The sequence below is a fragment of the Flavobacterium sp. GSP27 genome (assembly GCF_003970395.1).
Lineage (GTDB): Bacteria > Bacteroidota > Bacteroidia > Flavobacteriales > Flavobacteriaceae > Flavobacterium.
The window spans coordinates 224018-248242 of record NZ_RYDP01000004.1; the positions used below are offsets into that span (position 1 = coordinate 224018).

Below are 24225 nucleotides of genomic sequence, written 5' to 3' on the forward strand. Positions count from 1 at the left end.
ATTTTAATTTAAAGATTGAAAAATTTAAAGATTGAAAAATTCATTCTTCTAAATTACCTGATTATCATTACTTTTTTAACTTTAGTTTCCACTCCGTCTTGTGCCGAAATAAAAATCATATACACACCGGAAGCCACTTTATATTTCCCAAAAGCGGTGGTATCCCATTCTATTGTTCCGCCTTCGGAAGTGGTTTCATAAACCAGATTTCCTCCAATATCAGTGATTTTAATGTTGGCTTTATCCAGTAATCCGGCAATTTTAACGGTTCCTTGGTATTCCGGTCGTACCGGATTTGGATACACATACGCGTTACTTAAATCATCATTAGCAGCAGTTGCAATTCCTTTGAAAGAAATCAGCCCTTTTGCAGTAGCAATAAAAACTTCGCCCGTAGCGCTATTGATCTCAATGTCATTGATCACATTGCTGGGCAACGGCGAGTTGCTTATTGTAAAATGATATTTGGTTTCCTGACCGTTTGGCGAGACTAAAAACAAACCGGAATCAGCCGTTCCTATCCATTTGTTATTGGCACCATCAACAGCAATATCCGTAATAAACTGTTCGTATAACAATTCTTGGGCCAGATTATCGTCTGTAATAATTATGGGATTGGTCGTCATCTGGTCATCCGATTGAAAACTACTTACATTTGACAAAATTCGCAACCCTTTTGTAGTACCGATCCAGAGCTGGTTTCTGGTATCTATTGCAATAGTTCGAACATCCGAAACTGGTAAATTACCCAAATCAGCGCCTGTTGTTATTTTTTTAAATCTAGTGTTACTTTCGTTAAAACCAATCACACCATCACCATTCGTAGAAAGCCATTTGGTTCCATTTCTATCTATTGCAATTGTTCCAAAATTGTTGTCATTTGGCGAGTCCAAAATAGCATCCATCGCATAACTTTGCCATTGACCCGAAGGCCTCAAGACTTTCAATCCATTTTTTATTCGGCTGTTGGTAACCCAAAGATTTCCTGTTTTGTCAAATGCGGTTCCATTGATCCTAATGTCTTTATAATTAGGCCCTGCAAAGGTTAATGACTCTAAGGCGCTATTGGTTTGATTGTACAAAATTTTTGGTACGTCATTTTCTATTTTCAACAGTCCTGAGAAAAAAGAACTGGCATATACTTCGTTTTCATTGATTGGATTAACTATTATTCTGGTCATTGATTGCGCTCCTAAAACTGCTTCATACGGAATATTCAACCACCCTGTAGCGCTAAATTTACTAATCCCATAACTGTCTAACGGATACGGATTATAATCGGACGTATAATCTCCGTAAACTACCCAAAGCGAACTGGGCGCCACCTGAAGCGAAAATATATTGTTTCTTGACGGACCAATGGGTGTTATGTTTTCAAAAGTTACCCCCAAAGAAAGCGTAGTTGTAGTCAATCCATTTTCTTTTGTTCCAATAAAAACAGTGTCGCCTATTATAGTAGCACACGTAAAACTAATATTGGGTTCTGGCAGTTGATTGGTGTTTATTTGACGTACCAATGCCATTTGGCTGTTATAAATATAAACACTGTTTAAAGTTGTAACTACTAAATAATCATCCGATGTTCTCATATCCAATGCAGGTTGAGAAAGCTGGACAGATCCCGCAAACGAATCCGTAACCAAATTAAATTTATGAATATATCCCGAAGCGTCCACAGCATACAGATTTAAACCTACTGTTGTTATGCCAGACCAGATTCCAGAGGCTATTGTGGTCCATTGGTTAAAATCGACTAAATTCTTATTAGAAACAGCTGCTCTTTTTATTCCATTATTTGTGGCAGCATAAATAAAACCATTGTACAATGCGGTTTGGCTCACACTGATTTCGGCACCGGCATTCCCAATAAAATAAGTATCCCCAAATTGCATGGTGGCCAAATTAAATTGGACAATACCAAAATCACACGAGAGATAAGCTATCCCTTCAAATTCCATGAAATGATTGATTTTCTTTATATCCGAAGGAAGTTGTTTGTTGATAATATCGACTACATTGAGCATGCTTCCATCAACTTCATTAATCACGATTAGCAGTCCGTTTTCATATCCTACAATTGTTTTATTGGAGGCTGTACTATGAAATACCGACGAGATGGTTTGTCCGGAGAGTCCGTCTACTGTATTGGTGGTTTTGATTATATTACTGGTTGTGTTTTTAGAAAACAACGCATTTTCAGAAGCAGCAAAAACGGCTGTTGCAGATACGGAGACATCTTTTATTTCATTATAGGAGAAATAACCCTGCCACGACAAATCGTTTTGAGCAAAACCCATTTGCACAAAAAGTAGCAGCAAAAAAAATAAAACGCTCTTGTTCATTATCTGTATGACTATTGAATTACAAATATAGAACAAACGAAAGTCTTAGCATTTTGTTACACACAAAAAATGCCTTCTGTCCAGAATAAAGACAAAAGGCATTTTATACAATAATTAAAGCTGATTTACACGACCCCTTGTGCCAGCATAGCATCTGCTACTTTTACAAATCCAGCAATGTTTGCTCCTTTTACATAGTTCACATATCCTTCTTCGTCCGTACCATATCTTTTACATTGATTGTGGATTCCTACCATAATCTCTTTTAGTCTGCTATCTACTTCTTCACTGGTCCAGTTTAAACGAATAGAATTTTGTGTCATCTCTAATCCAGAGGCTGCAACACCACCTGCATTTGCCGCTTTACCTGGTGCAAAAAGGACTTTTGCGTTTAAGAATTCTTTGATAGCTTCTAACGTACATGGCATGTTTGCTGCTTCGGTTACACAAATAACTCCATTTGCAATTAAGTTTTTTGCATCTTCCTCGTTCAACTCATTTTGAGTTGCGCAAGGAATGGCAATATCTGTTTTTACTTCCCACACACTTTTACCTCTGTGGAAAGCGGCATTTGGATATTTTTCTAAATACGATTCGCATCTGTTATCGCCTCTTGCCCTCATCTCTAGCATAAAGTCAATTTTTTCTCCGAAAATACCTTCCTCATCATAAATATACCCATCCGGACCTGAAATAGTAACTAATTTTCCGCCAAGGTCATTTACTTTCAAAGCGACTCCCCAAGCCACATTCCCAAATCCAGAAATGGAAACTGTTTTTCCATTGATAGTTTGGCCTATGGTTTTAAGCATTTGTTCCGCAAAATAAACCACTCCATACCCTGTTGCTTCCGGTCTGATCAAAGAACCTCCGTAAGCCAGTCCTTTACCGGTTAACACTCCAGTAAATTCGTTTTTTATTCTTTTGTATTGACCAAATAGATACCCAATTTCCCTGGCTCCAACACCAATATCTCCTGCAGGAACGTCTAATTGTGGCCCGATGTGTCTGCACAATTCCGTCATGAAAGACTGACAGAAACGCATCACTTCCCCATCTGATTTTCCTTGTGGATCAAAATCCGATCCTCCTTTTCCTCCGCCCATTGGCAAAGTGGTCAGACTATTTTTGAATACTTGTTCAAATGCTAAAAACTTAAGCACTGATAAATTTACCGTATGGTGGAAGCGTATTCCCCCTTTGTATGGTCCGATTGCTGAATTCATTTGAATTCTAAAACCTCTGTTAACCTGTATTTCACCACTATCGTCAACCCACGGAACACGAAATATAATCGACCGTTCTGGTTCAGCTATTCTGAGAAGCAAATTTTTTCCGTCGTATTTTTTCTGTTCTGCAATAAATGGGATTACAGTTTCAGCGAATTCCCTAACAGCTTGAATAAATTCAGGTTCATTTGGATTTTTGGCTTCAACTTGAGCCATAAATTCATTTACTTTTAGTAACATAGATTATAAATAATTGATTAAGAAAACGATTTCGTTAAACTATACAAAGATACATTTTATAAAAATATTCAGACTTAGTTTTTCCACTTTATCAATAGAATTATTTTTTTATTACCCATTTGCAATCAATTGTGTATAAGATATACCATTTAATCTAAAATCACTATGACTTTCGTAAGTAAAATAAGAATTTGTAAACTTATTTATAATTTTATTTTTATTAGTGAATGATGTTTTTATATATTTGTCAGGATTAGAAAATTTATCCCCCTAATGATCAAACAAATAACCCTGCTTACCCTTTTTTTTTTGGGTTTTTACCTCATTCTAATGCACAATTCGGTGGTTTTTCGCATGAAATAGGAGTGGTTGTTGGGCCTGTTGCTTTTCAATCTGATTATGGGGAACGAAATGACCTTTCAACAAACTCAGGAAATACAGGTATAGGAATAGGGATTATTCATTATTTGAATTTTTCTTATAAAGCCGACTGTAGTTGTTATACCCCGGAAACGTATTTTAACAACCACTTCAAATTAAGAAGTGAGCTATCGTATAATAAAACCCACTTAAAACACTTTGGCGAATGGGTCGCTCCAGAGAAACCCTCACTGGAAGCAGATCAATTGCGCGCAATGACAGGAAGCACTGCTGTTACTAACATTGGAATGCAACTGGAATATTTTCCCTGGAGTATTCGTGATTTCAGTTCCCAAACAGGAAGCTTAGGGCCTTTTATAAGCCTGGGAGGTCAGTTTAGTTATTACAATGCAAAAGCTTCGTCCTCACTAGGCCCTTTAGGAACTCCGTTAACTACATTTCCTAAATATCTAACCCCAACTGATGGTCGTCCGTATGGGTTTTCTTCTGAAAGCGGATCTGTCTGGTCCGTGGTATCCAGCGTGGGAACCCGCTATAAATTATCTCCATTATCGGATTTAATGGTCGACTTAAGAATGCAGTATTATTTTTCCAACTGGGTAGATGGTTTAAATCCTAATCCGGAAATTTATAAAGAAAACAAAGCAAACGACTGGCTGGTTTGGTTTAATGTAGGGTATATTTATTATTTGTAATAATAATGGTAATACTTTCACACAACAAACCCCCAACTCTAAATTAGAATTGGGGGTTTGTTTTTATTTTGAAAAAATCTTACGCTAAGGCTTGTTTCAAATCTTCCAGTAGATCTTCGATATCTTCGATTCCTACGCTTAACCGGACTAAATCATCTGTGATACCAACTGCTGCCCGTTTGTCTTCCGGAATTGATGCGTGAGTCATCAAAGCCGGATGATTTGCTAATGACTCTACACCTCCAAGGGATTCTGCAAGGGTAAATACGTTAATTTTTTCTAGAAAAGCAATAGCATCTTCTTTTTTACCAGAAACAAAGGTAAACGAGACCATTCCTCCATAACCGCTCATTTGCTTTTTTGCAATTGCATGAAACGGATGGCTTGGCAATCCTGGATAATACACCGTCTTTACTTTTATATGATTGTCTAAAAAATCCGCTACTTTCTCTCCATTCTGACAATGTCTTTCGACACGCAAATGCAACGTTTTTATTCCTCTAAGTACTAAAAAACTATCCATTGGCCCTAATGTAGCTCCAGTTGCAAATTGTTGAAAATGCAATTGTTCCCCAAGCGCCTCCTCTTTTACAATTAAAGCTCCCGCAATTACATCAGAATGACCGCCAAGATATTTCGTCGCCGAATGCATGACAATATCAGCACCTAAGTCTAATGGTTTTTGTAAATAAGGCGTTGCAAAAGTATTATCAACTGCGAAAAGTATTTTCTTTTCTTTGGTGATTTTAGCAATTTCCTGAATATCTGCTAATTTCATCAAAGGATTTGTTGGCGTTTCTACCCAAACTAATTTTGTGTTTTCAGTTATCAATGACTTGAATTTCTCTATGTCATTCATATCCACAAAATGAAATTTTATTCCGGAATCTTTGTAAATACGGGTAAACATGCGATAGGTTCCTCCATATAAATCATCCATTGTTATAATTTCATCCCCTGCTTTGAAAGAACGCAAAACACAATCTGTAGCCGCTAACCCTGAAGAAAAAGCCAATGCTCGGGTTCCGTTTTCTATACTTGCTAATGCATTTTCCAGTGCGGTTCTGGTAGGATTTGCAGCTCTGCTATATTCATAATCCGGATTTATGGGTTGTCCGGGACTTGTTTGTGCAAATGTAGATGTTTGATATACCGGTGGCATAACGGCTCCTGTGCTTGGGTCATGGTGTTGTCCACCGTGAATCACTTTAGTATTAAATTTCATATCTTCTAATTTTAAAATGCTCGATTGTTTTACAAATTTACCGTTTAATTCATTCTTACCAAGCCTCAAGTAGGTCCCTTTGTGTTTAATTATCTGTTAAAAGATGAAATACATTGTCTTATTTTCACTTATCATTTTTTCTATCACACGGTGCTCTAATGAATTAGTTTTTGAATACCAGAATTTTGTAACAACAACTACATTACACTGCAAAAAGCCATGTCCTACAATAAGCTTAAAAATCCTAATAGCTAAAGAACTCCCAATTGTAGCAGACAGCATTAATAAAAAAGTATTTTCTGTACTGAAGAAAATTATTTGTTTTGGCGAAAAGCCACACACTGCATCAAATTACAAGGAACTAACGACTGCTTTTATTGGTTCCTACGAAAAACTCCAAAACGATTTTCCGAATAACACCTTTGGATGGGAAGCTCAGGTTGAAGAAAGCATAAAATACAAATCTGAAAATATTTTAAATTATAAAAGCATGTCTGACCACCAGTCTTTCGGTTTAATTTACTCCAACAGAGGTCTTTTGGAGATCTGATTCTAAAAACACGAAGACAACTTGTTTTACAAATCAAAAATCCAATTAGTCTATAGCTTTAATTCGGGATACCATCAGTGCTATCAAAAATCCAAAAATACCTATAAATGCGAATGAAAATCGCAGACTGGACAACTCAGCGATGTACCCTATAATAGGCGGACCCATCAAAAATCCAAGAAAGCTTACGCTGGAAACTGTGGTTAGGGCTACGCTGGGAGAAACGTTTGGTGTTTTCCCGGCAACACTATATACAGTAGGCACAATAGTAGAAACACCTAGTCCTACAAACATAAAAGCGAGGGTTGCGGGAATAATAAAAGGAAAAAGTACTGCTGTAAAAAGTCCTGCCGAAATCATGATACCACTTATTTGTAAGACTCTTTTTCTTCCAAATTTACGGATCAGTCCATCCCCTAAAAAACGCCCACCTGCCATCATAATCATAAAAGAAGTGTATCCTAAAATCACTAATGGTCCGGGTGCTTTGATAACATCTTTGAAATAAACGCCGCTCCAGTCAAACATAACACCTTCACTGGCCATGCAACAAAAGCCAATGACACCAAGCCAAATTAAACCGCTATCTGGTTTTGAAAACATTTTTTTCTTCTCGACTTGGATCGTTTCTTTGGCTTTGACCAAAAAATTATAATTAAATGCCATCATCAATAGTACTATTCCGGCAACAATCAAAAAATGAACATACGGAGTCAACTCAAATGCCAGCATACCCAATCCTACTAAAGCACCTGTAAATCCGGCAAAACTCCACATCCCATGAAAAGAGGACATAATTGTTTTTTTGAAAAGTACTTCTGTGTAAACACCCTGTGTATTCACGGCTATGTTAGACAAGTTTCCAAAAATTCCAAACACGAATAATCCCAATGACAATTGCCAAGCCGCAACAGCCAAGCCCAAGTTTGTCAAGCTAAAAACATAAAAAAGCAAGGAAAAAATCAAGATCCGATGACTGCCAAAACGAGTGACCAATTTACCGGAAAAAGGCATCACCACCAGTTGTCCTAGTGGCAAAGCAAATAAAATACTCCCTAAATCCCCTTCGCTTAGGTGCAATGCTGTTTTAATATCCGGAATTCGGCTGGCCCAAGTAGCAAAACACAAACCCATACCAAAATAGAACATAGAAACTGCCCAACGAATTCTTTTCAGATACGAAATCTTAGCATCTTTATATGTTTTCTTGAATTTAGCTTTCGTTTTTGACCTTCCTAAAAAGTTTAAATCTATCAAAGTGATTTGTTTTAGAATTTTATTGTGCCAAAATTACAAAAAGCAACGATTGGTTGTGTCAGAGCCACACATTTGATGCAAGCTACAACGTTATTGTTCATAAAAAGTAATTCCCGCGAATTCACTAATTTTCACAAAAGTTTAAAAAAATTAGCGAATTCGCGGTATATTTTATAGGTCAATTACTTTTTTCTGCGCACTGCTTTGGATTGCCGATTCAATAATTCGCATAACCTGAACACCCTCTTGTGCCGTAACCGGTTCTATAGATTCATTTGTAATCGAATGATATACGCCGTCAAAAAAGTCATAATAATTCCCTTGAAGCGTGGGTGTGATTTCCTGAACCGTTTTGCCTTTTATTTCCGTGTGTAACAACCCTCTTTTTTCAACTGATTCCGTTCCCCAAACATCCAGATTGGGTTTCATTCCTAATTTTAATTCGTCTTCCTGTACATCGCCACGCGGTTTCAGGAATGACCCTTTTTTTCCATGAATAATATAAGCGGGAATCGCTTCCCGGACAAAAAAACCCGCTTTTAATCGGACACGAAAGTTAGAATAATACAGTAAAATATCGATATAATCATCAACCAAAGAATGTTCCCGTGTGATGCGGATGTCAGCAAAAACAGATTGTGGCAATCCAAACAAGCACAAGGCCTGATCGATTAAATGTGGCCCTAAATCCTTGAGAATTCCAGCACCGGAATTGGCGGTTTCTTTGTGTTGTTTTGGACTCAAAAGCGGATTGTACCGATCAAAATGGATTTCGGCTTCTATAAGATCTCCCAAAACTTTCTCTGAAATGATTTTCTGGACGGTCTTGAAATCACTGTCCCATCGTCTGTTTTGAAAAACGGCCAGTTTCAATCCATTTTCTTTAGCGATAGCAGCTAATTCCTGCGCTTGGGCAACCGTTGTGGTAAATGCTTTCTCGACAATGGCGTGTTTCCCGGCCAACAGCACTTTTTTAGCATATTCGTAATGTGTCTCTACAGGGGTATTGACTACCACCAGATCAAGATCATCCTCTAATAGCTCTTCCATCGTGGCATAACTTTTCACCGAAGGATAATCTTGATGAATCAATTTTTTACTTCGTTCCCAAGAACCAAGCAGCTCAAATCCGGGATGAAATTCTAAAAAAGGAGCATGAAATACTTTTCCGGACATTCCGTAGGAAAGCAAAGCTGTTTTTATTTTTTGCATGGTATTATTTTATATAACATTGATTTATACTTTTTAAAAACAAAACTCAAGTAAGTCGAAAGTTTAAACGTCATAAAGTCAAAAGGAACACTATTGCAAACAGTAGTTTAAAATCAATCTGTTGCGTCATTTTGTCTAATTTTAAAACACGACATTATACAGTGGCTGTTACTTATATGACTTAAGTAGCAAGAAAGATATATTGTCGCAATTATTAAAAAGATTTTTTGCCACAGATTGTAAGGATTAAAAAGATTTTTAAAATTACATAACGAATTAATCTGTGCTAATCTGTGAAATCTGTGGCAAAGAAATTTAGTGCTTTATTAAAATACGACATTAAATTTTAGTCATTACTTATATGTTTCAAAATTTTACTTTTTTGCTCTTTCGTATTGTTTTGGCCATTCGATCTCCGCCTTCAAGTCATGGGCAAATGTCAATCCTAAATTTGGATTTCTCAGGGACTCTCTGGCAAATAACACTAAATCCGCTTTGCCTGAAGCAACAATCTCCTCGGCTTGGGCGGCAACAGTGATTAAACCTACGGCGCCAGTCCGGATTCCGGTTTCTTTTTTTATGCTTTCTGCAAAAGGGACTTGGTAATTTGGTCCCAACGGAATTTGTTGGTGCGAAACTAATCCTCCCGAAGAAACATCAATCAAGTCCACTCCTTTTTCTTTTAGTATTTTCGAAAGTTGTACAGATTCCTCAGCATTCCACCCGCCTTCTGCCCAGTCTGTTGCTGAGATTCTAACGAATAAAGGCAAGTTTTCCGGCCACTCAGCTTGAACTGCTACAACGACTTCGAGTGTCAATCGGATTCGGTTTTCGAAACTTCCACCGTATTCATCGGTTCTAAAATTAGACAAAGGCGAAAGAAACTGATGCAACAAATACCCGTGTGCGGCATGGATTTCCATCACTTGAAAACCTGCTTGAAGCGCTCTTTTTGTGGCTGATTTAAAGTCGGAAACTACTTTTTGAATTCCTGTTTGGTCTAATGCAATTGGTATTGCTTCATTGTCATGATAGGCTACAGCACTTGGCGCTACTGGATCCCAACCGTCTTGTATTTTAGCTACTTTTCTACCTCCGTTCCATGGTGATGCGGCGCTGGCTTTTCTTCCGGCATGTGCCAATTGGATTCCGGGAATTGAATTCTGACTGATGATAAATTGATTAATTTGCTGTATTTTTTCGATTTGTTCGTCTTTCCAAAGTCCCAAATCGCCCGGAGAAATCCTGCCTTCTGGAGAAACCGAAGTCGCTTCCTGAATGATTAATCCTGCGCCTCCGCTGGCGCGACTTCCCAGATGCACAAGATGCCAATCATTAGCAAAGCCATCATGAGCAGAATATTGGCACATAGGAGAAATTGCAATTCTATTTTTAAGCGTGATGCTTTTTATTTGGAGTGGAGAAAATAATTGAGATGACATAGTAGTAATTTAAGTATGTAATTAAAATAAAGACAAAGGGAATTTCCTTTTAAAAAAAGTAAAGTTACGAGACAGCAGCGAAACGAGGGACTGAATTTTCATTAATTAACAAACATTTAAAACGGTATGGAACAATTATTGCGAATTAAACAAATAGAAAACCTTACTTTTGTGAGTTGTAAAAGAACTAAAATTAAAAAATGGACATAGTTATCAAGCTTTCTCAATTTTTATTGAGCTTATCATTACTGATTATACTTCACGAATTAGGACATTTCATTCCTGCTAAACTGTTTAAAACCAGAGTCGAAAAATTCTACTTATTTTTTGATGTTAAATATTCCCTTATCAAAAAGAAAATTGGCGAAACTGAATACGGTATCGGGTGGTTGCCTCTTGGCGGTTATGTGAAAATTTCCGGAATGATTGATGAAAGCATGGACAAGGAACAAATGGCCTTGCCTCCGCAACCCTGGGAATTTCGCTCTAAACCGGCTTGGCAACGTTTGATTATTATGTTGGGAGGCGTTACCGTAAATTTTATTTTGGCTTTCATTATATATATCGGAATGGCATTTGCTTATGGCGATATTTTCATAGCAAATGCGGATTTGAAAGATGGAATTTGGGTAACAAATCCAGCTATTGAAAAAGCAGGAATACAAACAGGCGATAAAATACTCTCTATAAATGGAAAGAAAATGGAACGTTATGATGATATCTCTAAAAATTTATTCTTAGCTAAAGAAGTTACAGTTGAAAGAAATAATGAAACTAAAATAATTGAGTTTCCTATAAATATTATCAATCAAATAAGTAATTCTGGCGTTAAACGTACATTAGTAGAAATGAGGATTCCATTTATCGTTAGTGAGATTGAAAAGAGTTCTCCTAATTTTAAAACTATAAAATCTGCAGATATTATAACCCACTTTAATGGCAGCCCTATAAAATATGCTGATCAAGCAATATCACAATTTAAAAACTTTAGTGGGAAAACGGTTCCCGTAACTTTAAAACGAGATGGTAAAATCATTCAGACAACAGTAATATTTAATAACAAATCAAAATTAGGAATAGCTTACGCTTCAAGATTACCTTATTCTAATATTGAAAAATTGAATCTTTATAAAGTTAATCGTGAGAAATATAGTTTTGCAGAATCAATTCCAATTGGGATTAATATTGGTTTTAATGGATTAGTTGATTATGGGAATCAGCTTATAACGATATTTAATCCTAAAACTGAAGCCTATAAAGAAGTTGGGGGGTTTGCTGCTATTTTTAACATCTTTCCTAATACCTGGAGCTGGCAAGTGTTCTGGAACATCACTGCATTGTTATCCATAATGCTAGGTGTAATGAACTTATTGCCTATTCCGGCACTTGATGGAGGTCACGTTATGTTTTTATTATATGAAATCATCAGTGGTAAAAAACCAAGTGACAAATTCCTAGAGAATGCGCAAATGGTTGGTTTCGTATTACTTATAACACTGTTATTATTTGCTAACGGAAACGACATTTACAAGGCAATTGTAGGGAAGTAAAAAAAATTAAAAAAAAATTTATTTTTGCTTGCAGAAATCAAATTAAGCCCTATATTTGCACCGCTTTACAAGTGAAATAAACTTCATTAATAAGCACACAAAAACGTTCATTTTTTACCAGAATAAAAATATACAGTTTCCTTCTTAGCTCAGTTGGTTAGAGCATCTGACTGTTAATCAGAGGGTCCTTGGTTCGAGCCCAAGAGAGGGAGCTTTTTAAAAAGACTTTACAGTGATGTAAGGTCTTTTTTGTTTTAAAGCTGTAGTGAAATCGGGACTTCAGGGTGATTCAGTAGATAAAAGCTAATTCTAGATTTTGCCAAGTTACTAGGTTCGTTTATAAAAAAAAGGCACACTATTCGGTACCCATCTAAAATCTCGAGGTACCCATTTTATATTCTGACTTGTCATGCCAATTGTTTAACTCTAAAAAACGGTAACATGAATCAAAAAAAAACTACAATTCTAATAGTGCCTCTTGCCAAAAACCCACCTCCTTTTTTTAAAGAATCCTATCCTGCCTTTGCTATAATTTTACGCTAATAGTACATTAATTGTATATCTTTGAATTTCGATCACATGACTTATTATTTACAAATAGGTTCGGGAATAAATAAAGACACTTAATGCTGTTTGAACTTGCGGATTTTAATATCTTTTCTTTCGAATATACATCCAACACCTTTTGTTTATAGTTGCTTCGATTAAGTAAATAGTGTAAAAACGAACTAGAACTGACCTAAAAAAAACCAATACATAACCCTAAATTTAGATTTAATGAAGAAAATTCTTTTCCTCTCTCTCTTTTTTATACTGGCTTGTAAGCCAACTCAAAAAACAGTTATTCCGGCATGGGCCCCTTATGACGAAACCGAAGAACTAGCAAAAAATGCTACCAACGCATCAACAAGAATGCAATACAAATTGATCCAGTCAAAAATTCTGGATAAAAACACTATTTGGGAAAACATAGCACAACAGATAGGTGCTTTTTCGGAGGACGATTATCAAAGACTAAAACCTTTAATCTTAGAACAAAACATTCCCACCATTCAATCCCATATTAAATCTGGCAGCCTTAGCTATGAAACACTGACACAGTGGTATTTATACAGAATTGTCAAATATGAAAATGATAAAGATAAGATGCTAAATGCAATTGTAGCTATTAACCCTGAAGCAGTTAATGAAGCACGAAAGAGAGATAAAAACAAATCCAATCACGACCATCCAATTTACGGTATTCCAATACTTGTAAAAGACAATACAAACGTTAAAGGCATGCCTACCACCGCAGGAACACATTTGTTACGAAACAATACCGCTGCAGATGCATTTATAATTACCCAAATAAAAGATAAAGGTGCTATTGTTTTAGGTAAAACAAACTTAAGCGAATGGGCTAATTTCCTTTTCCTGACTGGTCCTAATGGCTATAGTGCAGTGGGAGGGCAAACGCTTAATCCCTATGGACGGAAAATATTTGACACTGGTGGTTCGAGCTCAGGAAGTGGTGCTGCGGTAGCCGCCAATTATGCAGCGGCAGCAGTGGGAACTGAAACTTCAGGTTCTATTCTTTCTCCTTCGTGGCAAAATTCAATTATTGGTCTAAAACCAACTACTGGTTTATTGAGCCGAACGGGTATTATTCCAATCTCAAGTACATTAGACACGCCTGGGCCAATGACAAAAAATGTTACTGATAGTGGAATCCTTCTTTCGGCTATGAGTGGAGAAGACAATAATGATCCTGCAACCAAGAACAATCCAAAAAACATAAAGTACCTCGATGATCTAAAGTCGGGAACGCTGCAAGGATTACGATTTGGTGCCATTAAAAACTTTTTAGGAGATTCAATTTATAAGCAGAGTATCAATACCATAATTAAGTTAGGTGGTATAGTCGTTGAATATGATCCAGAACCAATGAACTTCGACGGTTTTGGCACCATACTTAGTGCCGACATGAAAGTTGATCTTCCTAATTATTTGAATAAATATGCATCAAATGAACTTACTATCCGCTCTATTGCTGACATTATAGCGTACAATAAAAATGATTCGATACTAAAAATTCCCTACGGACAAGGACGTTTTGAACAAATGCTAGCCGAAAACACTACTGAAGCAGAATTACTGCAAATAAAGGCCAAAATCAAAAAAGAAGGAGTCAATTTTTTTGAAAAACCGATGGTAAAATACCAACTCGACGCTATCTTATCCATAAACAATAATAACGCCGGTCATGCCGCTGCGGCCAACTACCCTTGCCTTACTATTCCTATGGGCTACAAAACAACGGGAGAGCCATGGGGTCTTACATTTATAGCCAGACCGTATCATGAAGACAGCCTTTTAAAAATGGGATTTGCCTTTGAAAAAGCAACAAAAATTCGAAAATTACCGCAAGACTATAAATAGTTTTAAAAGATTAAAATTAAAAATACCCGCATCTATTAAATCACTTGTACGTTGGCTACAACTTTAATTTAAAGCAAGAAGATGCAAAGCAAAATTGATATTGAAAACCTAATACAGAATCCTGAAATTTCAATGAGATTACTTGAAAACATATAAAAAGTTAATCATCGAATAAATCACCCGAACAAGCCTCAATAGCTATCGGTAGAACCTTTTTAAAAAAGACTTTACAGCAATGTAAGGTCTTTTTTGTTTTAAATTCACAATGAAATTAAGACCTCACCTAGTTCAAAGATAGAAATAGAAAATTTGTTGATAACCATTTTAACTTAGTTACAAATCTGTGCTTCCATGCAACGCCGTTTAACAACTACAATTACTACTAAATTAATTCTTATATTTGATAAATAACTAGGTATGTGTTTTTCCAATATGCAGTGTTTAAAACTAAAAATGGCAAATCCTTATTGAAGTTTAAAATTTAACAACCACTAACCAATCTATTAAAACCTATGAACCAAACTTATTTTAAAAGAATTAATTTTAGTATCGTTCTTGTCTTTTTTATAACACTTTCCACTAGCTTAGGCTATGCTCAAAAAAAGAATGTAAAAAACAAAACAACTTCAAATTTTGTCTCAGATAGCGTATTTAATGCGCTTAAATGGAGAAATATCGGACCTTTTCGATCGGGAAGATCACTTGCGGTAGCAGGACATGCCAACCACCCTTTGACGTATTATTTTGGTTCAACAGGAGGTGGCGTTTGGAAAACAATTGATGGAGGAAATGAGTGGTTTCCTATTTCTGATAGTATTTTTAAATCATCTGCTGTAGGTGCAATTACAGTTGCTCCATCTGATGCGAATGTAGTATATGTAGGAATGGGCGAAGCGGATATGAGATCCAATATCTCTTTTGGTGACGGAATGTATAAATCTGTAAACGGCGGAAAAACCTGGTCAAAATCTGGCCTCGATAAAGCGGATGCAATTGCTAATATTGAAGTACACCCTTCTGATGCTAACATCGTTTTTGTTGCAGCAATGGGAAATCCTTTTAAATCTAATCCGGAACGCGGTGTTTACCGATCAAAAGATGGTGGAAAAACATGGCAATTAGTTCTTTCTAAAGATGAAAAAACGGGCGCCATGTGTGTTCGTATCGATCCTACCAATCCTAGAATTGTTTACGCAACGCTTTGGGAAGGATATCGTAACGGTCATTCTATGTCATCAGGAGGAAAAGGATCTGGAATGTACAAATCTATTGATGGCGGTGATACTTGGAAATCGCTTAACGAAAAACCAGGAATGCCAATTGGAATCCTCGGAAAAATGGGAATCGCTGTGTCTCCAGTAAATTCGAATCGCTTGTATGCTTTGATCGAAAATACAAAAGGCGGACTGTATCGATCTGACGATGCAGGCGAGCACTGGGAATTGATTAATGAAGATAAAAATCTTTGGCAAAGACCATGGTATTACATGAATTTACAAACCGATCCTAAAAACGAAAATGGATTAATTGTATTAAATGTAGACGCTTGGAAAACCAGTGATGGCGGTAAAAGCTTTAAAAAAATAAATGTCCGACACGGAGATACACATGATGTATGGATAAATCCTTTAAACCCAGATAACTTTATAATTGGCGATGATGGTGGTGGAGAAGTAACCTTCAACGGTGGAGAAACCTTCACGGAATTAGACACACCAACCGCTCAATTTTATCATGTATCAGTAGACAATGAATTCCCGTATAATATCTATGGAGCTCAGCAGGACAATTCTTCCATTCGGATTGCTTCTAGAACTAGTGGCAATAGTATAGGTCCTGAATCTTGGTACGCCGCTGCAGGTGGAGAAGCAGGATATATCGAGGCAGATCCAACGAATGCTGACATTACATACGGTGGCGAGTACGACGGTCAATTGAGTTCTTACAACAAAAAAACAGGCCAAGGAAAAGATATCTCTCCGTATCCAGAATCGAATATTGGGGCTCCTTCAAGTGCTAAAAAATACCGTTTTCAATGGACGTACCCAATTGTTTTTTCGCCTCACAACCCAAAAAGAATGTATGTTACCTCTCAGGTTGTACACGTGACGGAAGATCAAGGTCATTCATTTGAAATTATAAGTCCTGATTTATCCCGAAATGATCCAAAAACTACAGGAGAAACGGGCGGACCAATAACTAAGGATCAAACAGGAGCAGAAGTATACGCTACCATATTCACCCTCTCAGAATCACCGCTAGAAAAAGGGGTAATTTGGACCGGATCTGATGACGGTTTAGTACATATCACTAAAAACAATGGGGCAAAATGGGAGAATATCTCATTACCAACAACAGTATTGCCTGACTTTTCTTTGATTAGTATGATTCACACTTCAGAACACGAAAAAGGAAAAGCATATTTAACAGCCAATAAATACATGTACGGCGATCGTACACCGTATATGTTCAAAACGGTTGATTATGGAAAAAGTTGGACTAAAATAACCAATGGAATTCCATCTGATGAATATTGCAGAGTATTGCGTGAAGATCCTAACAAACCCGGATTACTGTTTGCTGGAACTGAGCGAGGCGTTTATGTTTCTTTCAACGATGGAGATTCTTGGCAAAAACTAAACTTGAATTTACCGGTTACTCCTATCCGAGATTTAAGAATTCAAAAAAGAGAAAAGGATTTAATCGTTGCAACCCACGGCCGATCTTTTTGGGTATTAGATGATATTACACCGCTTTATGAAATAAAAGACAAAACAGCAAAAGGTGACAAACACCTTTTCAAACCGCGTCCTGCTTATAGAATGCAAGGCGGACAAAGCGATGACATGAGTTCAGGAACTAATGCGCCAAATGGAGTAATTGTACGTTACTTTTTCAAAAAGAAACCTTCATCTGAGATAAAATTACAGTTTTTGACACCAAAAGGAGATACTATAAATACCTACTCTTCAACCAAAGACATGAAGGGTGAACCGATGAAAATTTCCAAGGAATTTTATCAAGATCCAAAAAAAGAGCAAGCGGGTTTCATCACCGCAAAAGCAGGTATGAACTCCTTTGTATGGAATATGCGCTATCCTAATGCCACTGCAGTTGACGGAACTAATGTAATGTGGGCAGGGTCAGGTGTAGGTGCAAAAGTAGTACCGGGATCTTATATTGTTCGGTTAATTGAAGACAAAACCATTATTGCAGAGGCAGCTGTTGAAATCAAACTTGATCCTCGAATGACCACGAGTGATGCTGATTTAAAAGAGCAATTTGACTTGCACCAAAAAGTAAATAAAAAAGTCAATGAAGCTCATCTCGCGATTAACCAATTGCGAAAAATACGCACGCAAATTAATGGATACATAGCTACTGTAAAAGATACTGTGGCAGTCAATCAAATGAAAAAAATGACAAAATCGACTCTGGAAAATTTGGATAAAATTGAGTCATCATTAATGCAGCCAAAAGCTAAAGCACCACAAGATGTGTTAGCTTTCCCAATTCAATTGAACGATAAAATGGCTGGATTAGGATCCAATATTTCGTCATCGGAATCAAAACCAACCCGAAATGCTTATGTTGTTTATGAAGATTTAGCTATGAAAATAGATGCCGAACTCCAGAAAATAAAAGATATCGTGGATAACGATGTCAAGAAATTTAATGCTTTTGTAATGAAACAGCAAATTCCTGCCATTATTTTAGATAAGGAAATAAAATAATTAGATCGTATCAATCTTGTCAAATGGAGCGCAGTCGAGATTTAACTGCTAATCTGTCCCGAGGGGCGAGCCCAAGAGAGGAGCTTTTTAAAAAGACTTTACAGCAATGTAAGGTCTTTTTTGTTTTAAGGCTTTAGTGAAAGCCGGGCTTCATGGTGATTAATGAGAAAAACTATCTTGTTTTGCAAAAACCGTTCTGTTTCAGAAACAGCAGTCATTCTCCTTTTAAAATTTGAGATAAATAGTGATCCTATTCTATTTTTAATTTAGATATTTACATTTAAAATTAATCAGATGATACGAAGACAGTTTATTGGTTCGAAGGCTTTAGTAAGTATTGCAGGTATTTTTGGATTCACAAAATGAGAAATATAATAAAAAATGGTACAAACAGAATTAAGCAGCATCGTAAAACGATTAAAAAACCATACTGCTTCCCTCGAGAAATCAAATATCCTTGTTGATAAACCTTGGACTATTGTAGACAGAGACAATGAGATACAGAGGTTAATTTTTAAAAAAGATAAAACACTAATTTTATCAAAAAACGGTCAGGCACAAATAGGGAAATGGGATTATTTTCCTGAGGCCAAATCATTACTAATTGACAGAATTTCAGATAAAATCCTATGCAATGAAGCATTTATTGACGAAGGTGTATTGATTTTAAAACTAGATGGAACAGACAATCAGTTTTTCACTTTAGCAAATGAAAATGTAATTCCAGATTTAGATATTGGAAATTATTTGAATAACATTCGTCGGGAAAAATTATTTATTGTTGAGCAAAAACTTGTTGATGGCAAAATTTTTGAAATAGAAAGATCATATTATTTAGCAGAAGTAGAAATTGGAAATAAAGTATCTATAAACAATGAGGTTATTAAAGACGGCTCATATCAAATAAGCAACGAAAAAAAAATATATGAAGTCAAAAACAATACAATAATACAGATTTTTACAGTTAACATTTACAAAACTTCTTCTGAAACAGAAATTACAGTACATCAAAAAAATTACTGGGAGATATCAAAAGGTGATAGCGTTTTTATAAACTCTGAAATTGCAGAAAGTCAATCATTAAAACTTACGAAAGGGAGGATTTTATTAATTCATGATGGTAAAATTAACCAAATAAAATGGAAAACAATTTTTCATAATTTACTGTATTTATTTCTGCATTAAATTCTTACTAAGCTTCAGAGTAAATTGGGCATTTAATCGCAATAATACTTATGTCATGGGGTGATTATGTTTTTAAAGTTTCAATATAAAAACATGAGACAAATATTAAATGCCAACTGTAGAATTTGCAATTTTGAAACTGATTTTAAATATGGTGGCGGTCAGTTTAATTACCATGAAAACCGCCCTGTTTCTGCTATAAATAAAGAAACTGGACAATTTGAAACCGTGAACTATTATTTCACTTCCTTAATTGCACTGCTCTCTATCCAGCCTTCGGTTCCATCCGTTAGTTGCACTTTTTTCCATTTTTCGATGACTTCCTTCACATAAACTTTAGTTCCTTCATGCAGCACAAAAATAGATTTACCGTCATTTCTGGGTTCGCTTTTCACATTCGCCATTTCGGCAAAAACAATGGCTGGTTTTTCGGTATCAAAATGACTTTTCTCAATAATAGCTGCGACCAGCGCCATTAGTAAAAGAAAAACAGCCAGAAACATTCCAAAAAAGAAAATCCGTTTAGGAAGTGTTCTTTGTAAAAAATAGTACCCGATAAAAAACAACAAAAAAGCGGCAGCCAATCCTACAGAAACCCATTCCCAGGTATTATAATGATAAATTCCCGTGAAATCACGAACTAATTTTGCAAAACCTACTTTTGGGATTACTTTAATTTCATCAATTGTTCTTTTTTGAGCGAATTTCAGGTTGTTTATACTTCCTTGATCGTTTGGATTGAGCACTAATGCTTTTTCATAATTGTAGATCGAAGGCGCAACCTGATTCAATTTATAATAGGCATTTCCTAAATTAAAATACAATTCCGAAGAGTGCTGCTGGGTTTTCAAAACACTTTCATAGGCAGCCACGGCTTCAGTGTACTTTGCCTTTTCATAATACGCATTCCCTTTTTCAAAGCCGTTTTGGGCAAAGAAAAACTGAGTTGAAAGTAAAAGTATGTATAGTATATTTTTCATCATTATCTTTTTTTGCAACGAGGGCACAAAGGCTCAAAGTGTATTTACTCAAAAATTAATTTTAGTACTTTTATTAAGCAATCTGTTTTTCCAACGCAGCGATGATATAAACTGCTTTATCAAAATCCTGTTGTATTGTAACACTGGATGAAGGTGCATAACGAGCCACTTCACAATTTTCAGTAAGCGCAATAAAATCGTTTACAGCTTCTGGTTTTGCATTTCGGGACAACAATAATTCCTGAATATTATTCTTGCTCATTTCAGAGGTTTCAATGTGTAATTTTGCCTTCAGGAAATTATGCATCGCTTTCTCCAGTGCAATGTAAAACAGTTCTTTGTTATTGATTTGTTTCTTGGCCACTGATAAATATTTCTTGGCCAGTCTATTATTCATTCGGATTCTGTTTCCGGAAATATCGCCATCCATAGCTTCCTTTTTCTTTTTGAATAACACAATTATTGGAACCAATAAAAAAGGCAGTACTAACAATCCAATAAACAAATTCGATCCAAAGAAATCCTCTTTATCAATGGTAACCAGATTGGTTTTTGACTTGATCGTTTTAAATTCTTCAACCGCTGCAATTTTATTTTTATTTCCAGCTGTAGCAGAAGAATCTGCCGGAGAAGGGCCATCAAGAATATGGATCATAATCTCTGGAGAACGGAGTGTTTTATACGTACGGGAATCCAGATCAAAATAAGAAAACAGCATTGGTTTTACCGGATAATTTCCTCTGTATTGCGGAATTATAGTATAACTGTCTGACATTTTTCCGCTCATACCGGAAAGTGGTGTACTGATGTCTTCGCTGTGAACGGCATCATACATTTCCAGCGCATTTGGCACAACTGGTTTTGGCAAACTGAACAATTTTAGATTCCCTTTTCCGGTTACGCTGACAACAAGATCCAGACTTTCTCCGTTTTTTAAATCGGTTTTAGACGGTGTGACTTTGAAGTCGAAACTTCCAACCGCTCCGGTAAAATTTTCTGGTTTTCCAGACTCGGGTAGTGGTTTAACGGTAATGGTTTTGGCTCCGGCCGAAACTCTTTGGGTCGTTTCCGTTAGTACCATTCGACCAAACATATCCCTTTGGTTCGTTGGTAACTGCACATCAACTGCTAATGATAGGGGCTCGATCTTAAGTTTTCCTGATTTTTGCGGATATAGCACTACTTTTTTTAGCACGATATAGCGATAATTTTGGCCTTTAAACATCCCCTCTTCGGCAGCAAGCTGTTTTATTTCAATATTTTGACTCCAAAAATCATTGTATTTTGGCTTGGTCAGTTCTCCTAAATTTGAGATGCCAATATTTGCAAAATACAATTTGTACACGACCGTAATGGGTTCGTTGATGTACGGATTTGTTTTAGACACATCGGCAACAAGATATAAGTTTTCATCCGCAGACACTTGTGAATCGTTTGGATCTCTGGGTTGTTGCGTAGCCTCAGTAACATTTATTTTTACTGGTGCTGTCTTATAAATTTGACCATTAAACTCTATGGCTGCCTGCTTGATAACCAAGGTTCCTTTTTGATTTGGCAAAAGAATATATGAATAGACTTTCTCAAAAGAACTTCTCCCGTTTACCCAGGACTGACTTACTTGCTGGCTGGGCCCGGCAACAATTCTAAATCCTTCAAATGAAGGCTTCACAAAATTATCCCCATCTACATTCATCATAAAATCAATACGCAACCTCTCATTTAAGCCCAACGTACTTTTGCTGACTTTGGCCTCAAACTGAACCTGAGCATTAAGGGAGCTGCACACCAATAAAACGATTGCTGCTATATATTTTTTCATTTTCAAACTGTCTAATTGAATTACCAATCCTTCTCCGTTTTAACTGGTTTTCCTTTTACTTTCTGGGCATTCACCTTATCCTGAACCTTCTTTTCTTCTCTATTTACAGCATCTAGTAAATTTTCCAGACGTTGTTTGGAGATACCTCCAGGTGCTGGTTTTGGCTCCCCATTTTCATTGGGTTTTGGCTCATTTTTATCTTTGTCCTGATCGCCTTTATCGTCTTTTTTATCTTCCTCTTTTTTGTCTTTCTTCTCGTCCTTTTTATCGTCTTTCTTGTCTTTATCTTTCTTGTCGTCTTTTTTCTTGTCATCCTTTGGCGGATTGTCTTTCAGCATTTTTTTGGCCAAAGCAAAATTATAACGGGTTTCCTCATCGGTTGGGTCATTTCGCAAGGCGTTTTTATACGCTTCTACCGCCTGAGTATAATCCTTTTCATTCATGAATACGTTTCCCAAATTATGCAGGGCTCTGTGTTTTTGAGGTCTCGTTTTTGAATTTTTAAATGCTTTGGCGTACGCAAATTTGGCTTCTCCAGACTGCTTTTGCTTGTAAATACTATTTCCAAGATTGAAGGACGCAGCGGTACTATTAGGGAATTTTGAATCCGAAATTCTGTAATTAGCCTCTGCCTCTGCGAATTTGTTTTCCGCATATTCTGCATTTGCTTTAGGCAAAATTCGGTCTTTTTGTTGTGCGTACAAACCGGCCGTTCCGCAGAAAGCAATCATTAAAAAAGCAATTATGATAATTTTAAATCTTTTCATTTATTGTATCTATAAATCCAGAAGGTTAAGAACCTTTAGGAAATAATTATTTATTTTCGTTAAATAAATTCAATTTCTTAACCCAGCTTGTTTTTCTCTCCAACAGAAAGACATCCACAAATAACAGCAAGAAGGCAAACCCCAAAAACCATTGAAATTGCGATTGAAAATCCGCCATTTCCGTCGCTTCAAATTCGGTTTTCTGAATATTATTCAATGCATTTTTTACATATTCAAGCACTTCTTTGGTATTATTTCCGTTTACATAACCCCCTTTTGTGGCTTTAGCAATCGCTGTCAGACTTTCTGGAACCAACTTCGTTATAACCACTTGGTTGTTATTGTCTTTCTTGAAACCTTCAATAATTCCATTTCTTTTCAATGGGATTGTACCTCCTTTTTCAGTTCCAACACCAATTGTAATAATTTTAATTCCCAACTTATTGGCTTCTTCAGCCGCTTCTTCAGCACCTTCATTATGGTCTTCACCATCCGAAATCATGATCAATAACTTACTCGTTTTTTTATCATCAAAATAGGTTGACGATAATTTGATTGCCTCGTTGAACGATGTTCCTACGGAGGAAACCATATCAGTATTCATGCTTTGCAAAAACATTTTTGCAACGCTGTAATCCGTAGTGATGGGCAATACCGGAAAAGCACTTCCGGCATACGCCACAATACCTATCCTATCGCTTCCTAACTGGTTGATGATTTGTGAGACAATTTGCTTGCTTTTGTCCAATCGATTGGGCGCAACATCTTCGGCCAGCATACTTTTAGAAACATCCATTGCAAAAACAATGTCAATCCCTTCCCGTTTTACGGTTTCCATCTTGGTGCCAATCTTTGGGTTTACCAAAGCAAAAATCAGTCCAAGAAAAGCTAAAATCAGCACGACTATTTTTAATACTGGCTTAAAAACGGAACTTTCCGGACTTAATTTTTTTACCATTTCTAAATCTCCAAACTCGCGCTGTTTCTTTCTTTTCCAATATAAATTGGCCAGAAAAACCAACACTAAAAGAGGCAGTATAAAAAGAAGGTATAAATATTTTTTTTCGTCTAATTCCATTTTTAATTTTAGATTTATGAATTTTGATCTTAGATTTTTACCCTAAATCAAAATTCTAAACTTGGTCATTCTAATTCCAATATTCCAGTTCGTGCTCCCTTCCCTTCGGGGAGGGCTG

Annotated in this window: 16 protein-coding genes and 1 tRNA gene; 7 read left to right on the forward strand and 10 right to left on the reverse strand. The window is 36.4% G+C overall.

Going from position 1 to position 24225, the window contains the following annotated elements:
- Positions 1–53: 53 nt before the first annotated feature.
- Both EKM05_RS05635 and gdhA read right to left on the reverse strand, forming a co-directional pair.
- Positions 54–2342, reverse strand: a complete 2289-nt coding sequence (locus EKM05_RS05635; RefSeq protein WP_126554046.1) for a T9SS type A sorting domain-containing protein — start codon at positions 2340–2342, stop codon at positions 54–56.
- A 125-nt stretch (positions 2343–2467) separates the two neighbouring features.
- Complete coding sequence (gene gdhA / locus EKM05_RS05640) at positions 2468–3811, reverse strand: NADP-specific glutamate dehydrogenase (RefSeq protein ID WP_126457645.1); 1344 nt, start codon at positions 3809–3811, stop codon at positions 2468–2470.
- A 365-nt stretch (positions 3812–4176) separates the two neighbouring features.
- On the opposite strand from gdhA, the gene EKM05_RS05645 reads away from it, so the two are divergent.
- Complete coding sequence (locus EKM05_RS05645; RefSeq protein WP_233579249.1) at positions 4177–4887, forward strand: glutamate dehydrogenase; 711 nt, start codon at positions 4177–4179, stop codon at positions 4885–4887.
- Between the two features lie 79 nt (positions 4888–4966).
- Here EKM05_RS05645 and EKM05_RS05650 read toward each other — a convergent pair whose 3' ends face one another.
- Positions 4967–6112 (reverse strand): cystathionine gamma-synthase, encoded by a 1146-nt coding sequence (locus tag EKM05_RS05650; protein WP_126554048.1) that lies wholly within the window; start codon positions 6110–6112, stop codon positions 4967–4969.
- A gap of 103 nt (positions 6113–6215) precedes the next feature.
- Here EKM05_RS05650 and EKM05_RS05655 point away from each other — a divergent pair, with 103 nt between their 5' ends.
- A complete protein-coding gene (locus tag EKM05_RS05655; protein ID WP_126554050.1) occupies positions 6216–6662 on the forward strand; it encodes a hypothetical protein in 447 nt (148 codons plus the stop codon).
- Between the two features lie 45 nt (positions 6663–6707).
- On the opposite strand, the gene EKM05_RS05660 is transcribed toward EKM05_RS05655, so the two are convergent.
- The 3 genes from EKM05_RS05660 to EKM05_RS05670 all read right to left on the reverse strand — a co-directional run bounded on the left by EKM05_RS05660 (position 6708) and on the right by EKM05_RS05670 (position 10573).
- On the reverse strand, positions 6708–7919 hold the full coding sequence (locus EKM05_RS05660) for an MFS transporter (RefSeq protein ID WP_126452111.1): 1212 nt from the start codon (positions 7917–7919) through the stop codon (positions 6708–6710).
- Positions 7920–8090: 171 nt separating this feature from the next.
- A complete protein-coding gene (locus EKM05_RS05665; protein ID WP_126554052.1) occupies positions 8091–9131 on the reverse strand; it encodes a Gfo/Idh/MocA family oxidoreductase in 1041 nt (346 codons plus the stop codon).
- Positions 9132–9505: 374 nt separating this feature from the next.
- Positions 9506–10573 (reverse strand): NADH:flavin oxidoreductase/NADH oxidase, encoded by a 1068-nt coding sequence (locus EKM05_RS05670; RefSeq protein ID WP_126554054.1) that lies wholly within the window; start codon positions 10571–10573, stop codon positions 9506–9508.
- A 200-nt stretch (positions 10574–10773) separates the two neighbouring features.
- Here EKM05_RS05670 and rseP point away from each other — a divergent pair, with 200 nt between their 5' ends.
- The 5 genes from rseP (at position 10774) to EKM05_RS05695 (ending at position 19463) form a co-directional block, all read left to right on the forward strand.
- Positions 10774–12123, forward strand: coding sequence for an RIP metalloprotease RseP (gene rseP / locus EKM05_RS05675; RefSeq protein ID WP_126457651.1), 1350 nt, complete (start codon positions 10774–10776; stop codon positions 12121–12123).
- Positions 12124–12261: 138 nt separating this feature from the next.
- A tRNA-Asn gene (locus EKM05_RS05680) sits at positions 12262–12335 on the forward strand.
- Positions 12336–12900: 565 nt separating this feature from the next.
- On the forward strand, positions 12901–14544 hold the full coding sequence (locus tag EKM05_RS05685; RefSeq protein ID WP_126457671.1) for an amidase family protein: 1644 nt from the start codon (positions 12901–12903) through the stop codon (positions 14542–14544).
- Between the two features lie 512 nt (positions 14545–15056).
- Positions 15057–18278, forward strand: a complete 3222-nt coding sequence (locus tag EKM05_RS05690) for a glycosyl hydrolase (protein ID WP_126554056.1) — start codon at positions 15057–15059, stop codon at positions 18276–18278.
- Between the two features lie 381 nt (positions 18279–18659).
- Positions 18660–19463: a hypothetical protein gene (locus EKM05_RS05695; protein ID WP_126554058.1), complete on the forward strand. Its 804-nt coding sequence runs from the start codon at positions 18660–18662 to the stop codon at positions 19461–19463.
- Positions 19464–19699: 236 nt separating this feature from the next.
- On the opposite strand, the gene EKM05_RS05700 is transcribed toward EKM05_RS05695, so the two are convergent.
- The 4 genes from EKM05_RS05700 to EKM05_RS05715 form a co-directional block, all read right to left on the reverse strand.
- Positions 19700–20443 (reverse strand): tetratricopeptide repeat protein, encoded by a 744-nt coding sequence (locus EKM05_RS05700; protein ID WP_126554060.1) that lies wholly within the window; start codon positions 20441–20443, stop codon positions 19700–19702.
- 73 nt (positions 20444–20516) lie between these two features.
- Positions 20517–22262: a BatD family protein gene (locus EKM05_RS05705; RefSeq protein WP_126452129.1), complete on the reverse strand. Its 1746-nt coding sequence runs from the start codon at positions 22260–22262 to the stop codon at positions 20517–20519.
- Between the two features lie 20 nt (positions 22263–22282).
- The gene (locus EKM05_RS05710; protein ID WP_126515349.1) at positions 22283–23029 is read right to left on the reverse strand and encodes a tetratricopeptide repeat protein; all 747 of its coding nucleotides are present in this window, start codon (positions 23027–23029) and stop codon (positions 22283–22285) included.
- Between the two features lie 46 nt (positions 23030–23075).
- Positions 23076–24107 carry a VWA domain-containing protein gene (locus EKM05_RS05715; RefSeq protein WP_126554062.1) on the reverse strand — a complete coding sequence of 344 codons (1032 nt, stop codon included), beginning with the start codon at positions 24105–24107 and terminating at the stop codon, positions 23076–23078.
- Between the last annotated feature and the right edge of the window lie 118 nt (positions 24108–24225).

Bases quoted from the DNA above. Each gene is read 5' to 3' on its own strand.
- rseP (WP_126457651.1), top strand. From the start codon at position 10,774: ATGGACATAGTTATCAAGCTTTCTCAATTTTTATTGAGCTTATCATTA.
- EKM05_RS05635 (WP_126554046.1), bottom strand. From the start codon at position 2,342: ATGAACAAGAGCGTTTTATTTTTTTTGCTGCTACTTTTTGTGCAAATG.
- EKM05_RS05685 (WP_126457671.1), top strand. From the start codon at position 12,901: ATGAAGAAAATTCTTTTCCTCTCTCTCTTTTTTATACTGGCTTGTAAG.
- EKM05_RS05655 (WP_126554050.1), top strand. From the start codon at position 6,216: ATGAAATACATTGTCTTATTTTCACTTATCATTTTTTCTATCACACGG.
- EKM05_RS05715 (WP_126554062.1), bottom strand. From the start codon at position 24,107: ATGGAATTAGACGAAAAAAAATATTTATACCTTCTTTTTATACTGCCT.
- gdhA (WP_126457645.1), bottom strand. From the start codon at position 3,811: ATGTTACTAAAAGTAAATGAATTTATGGCTCAAGTTGAAGCCAAAAAT.
- EKM05_RS05670 (WP_126554054.1), bottom strand. From the start codon at position 10,573: ATGTCATCTCAATTATTTTCTCCACTCCAAATAAAAAGCATCACGCTT.
- EKM05_RS05690 (WP_126554056.1), top strand. From the start codon at position 15,057: ATGAACCAAACTTATTTTAAAAGAATTAATTTTAGTATCGTTCTTGTC.
- EKM05_RS05705 (WP_126452129.1), bottom strand. From the start codon at position 22,262: ATGAAAAAATATATAGCAGCAATCGTTTTATTGGTGTGCAGCTCCCTT.
- EKM05_RS05710 (WP_126515349.1), bottom strand. From the start codon at position 23,029: ATGAAAAGATTTAAAATTATCATAATTGCTTTTTTAATGATTGCTTTC.
- EKM05_RS05665 (WP_126554052.1), bottom strand. From the start codon at position 9,131: ATGCAAAAAATAAAAACAGCTTTGCTTTCCTACGGAATGTCCGGAAAA.
- EKM05_RS05650 (WP_126554048.1), bottom strand. From the start codon at position 6,112: ATGAAATTTAATACTAAAGTGATTCACGGTGGACAACACCATGACCCA.
- EKM05_RS05695 (WP_126554058.1), top strand. From the start codon at position 18,660: ATGGTACAAACAGAATTAAGCAGCATCGTAAAACGATTAAAAAACCAT.
- EKM05_RS05700 (WP_126554060.1), bottom strand. From the start codon at position 20,443: ATGAAAAATATACTATACATACTTTTACTTTCAACTCAGTTTTTCTTT.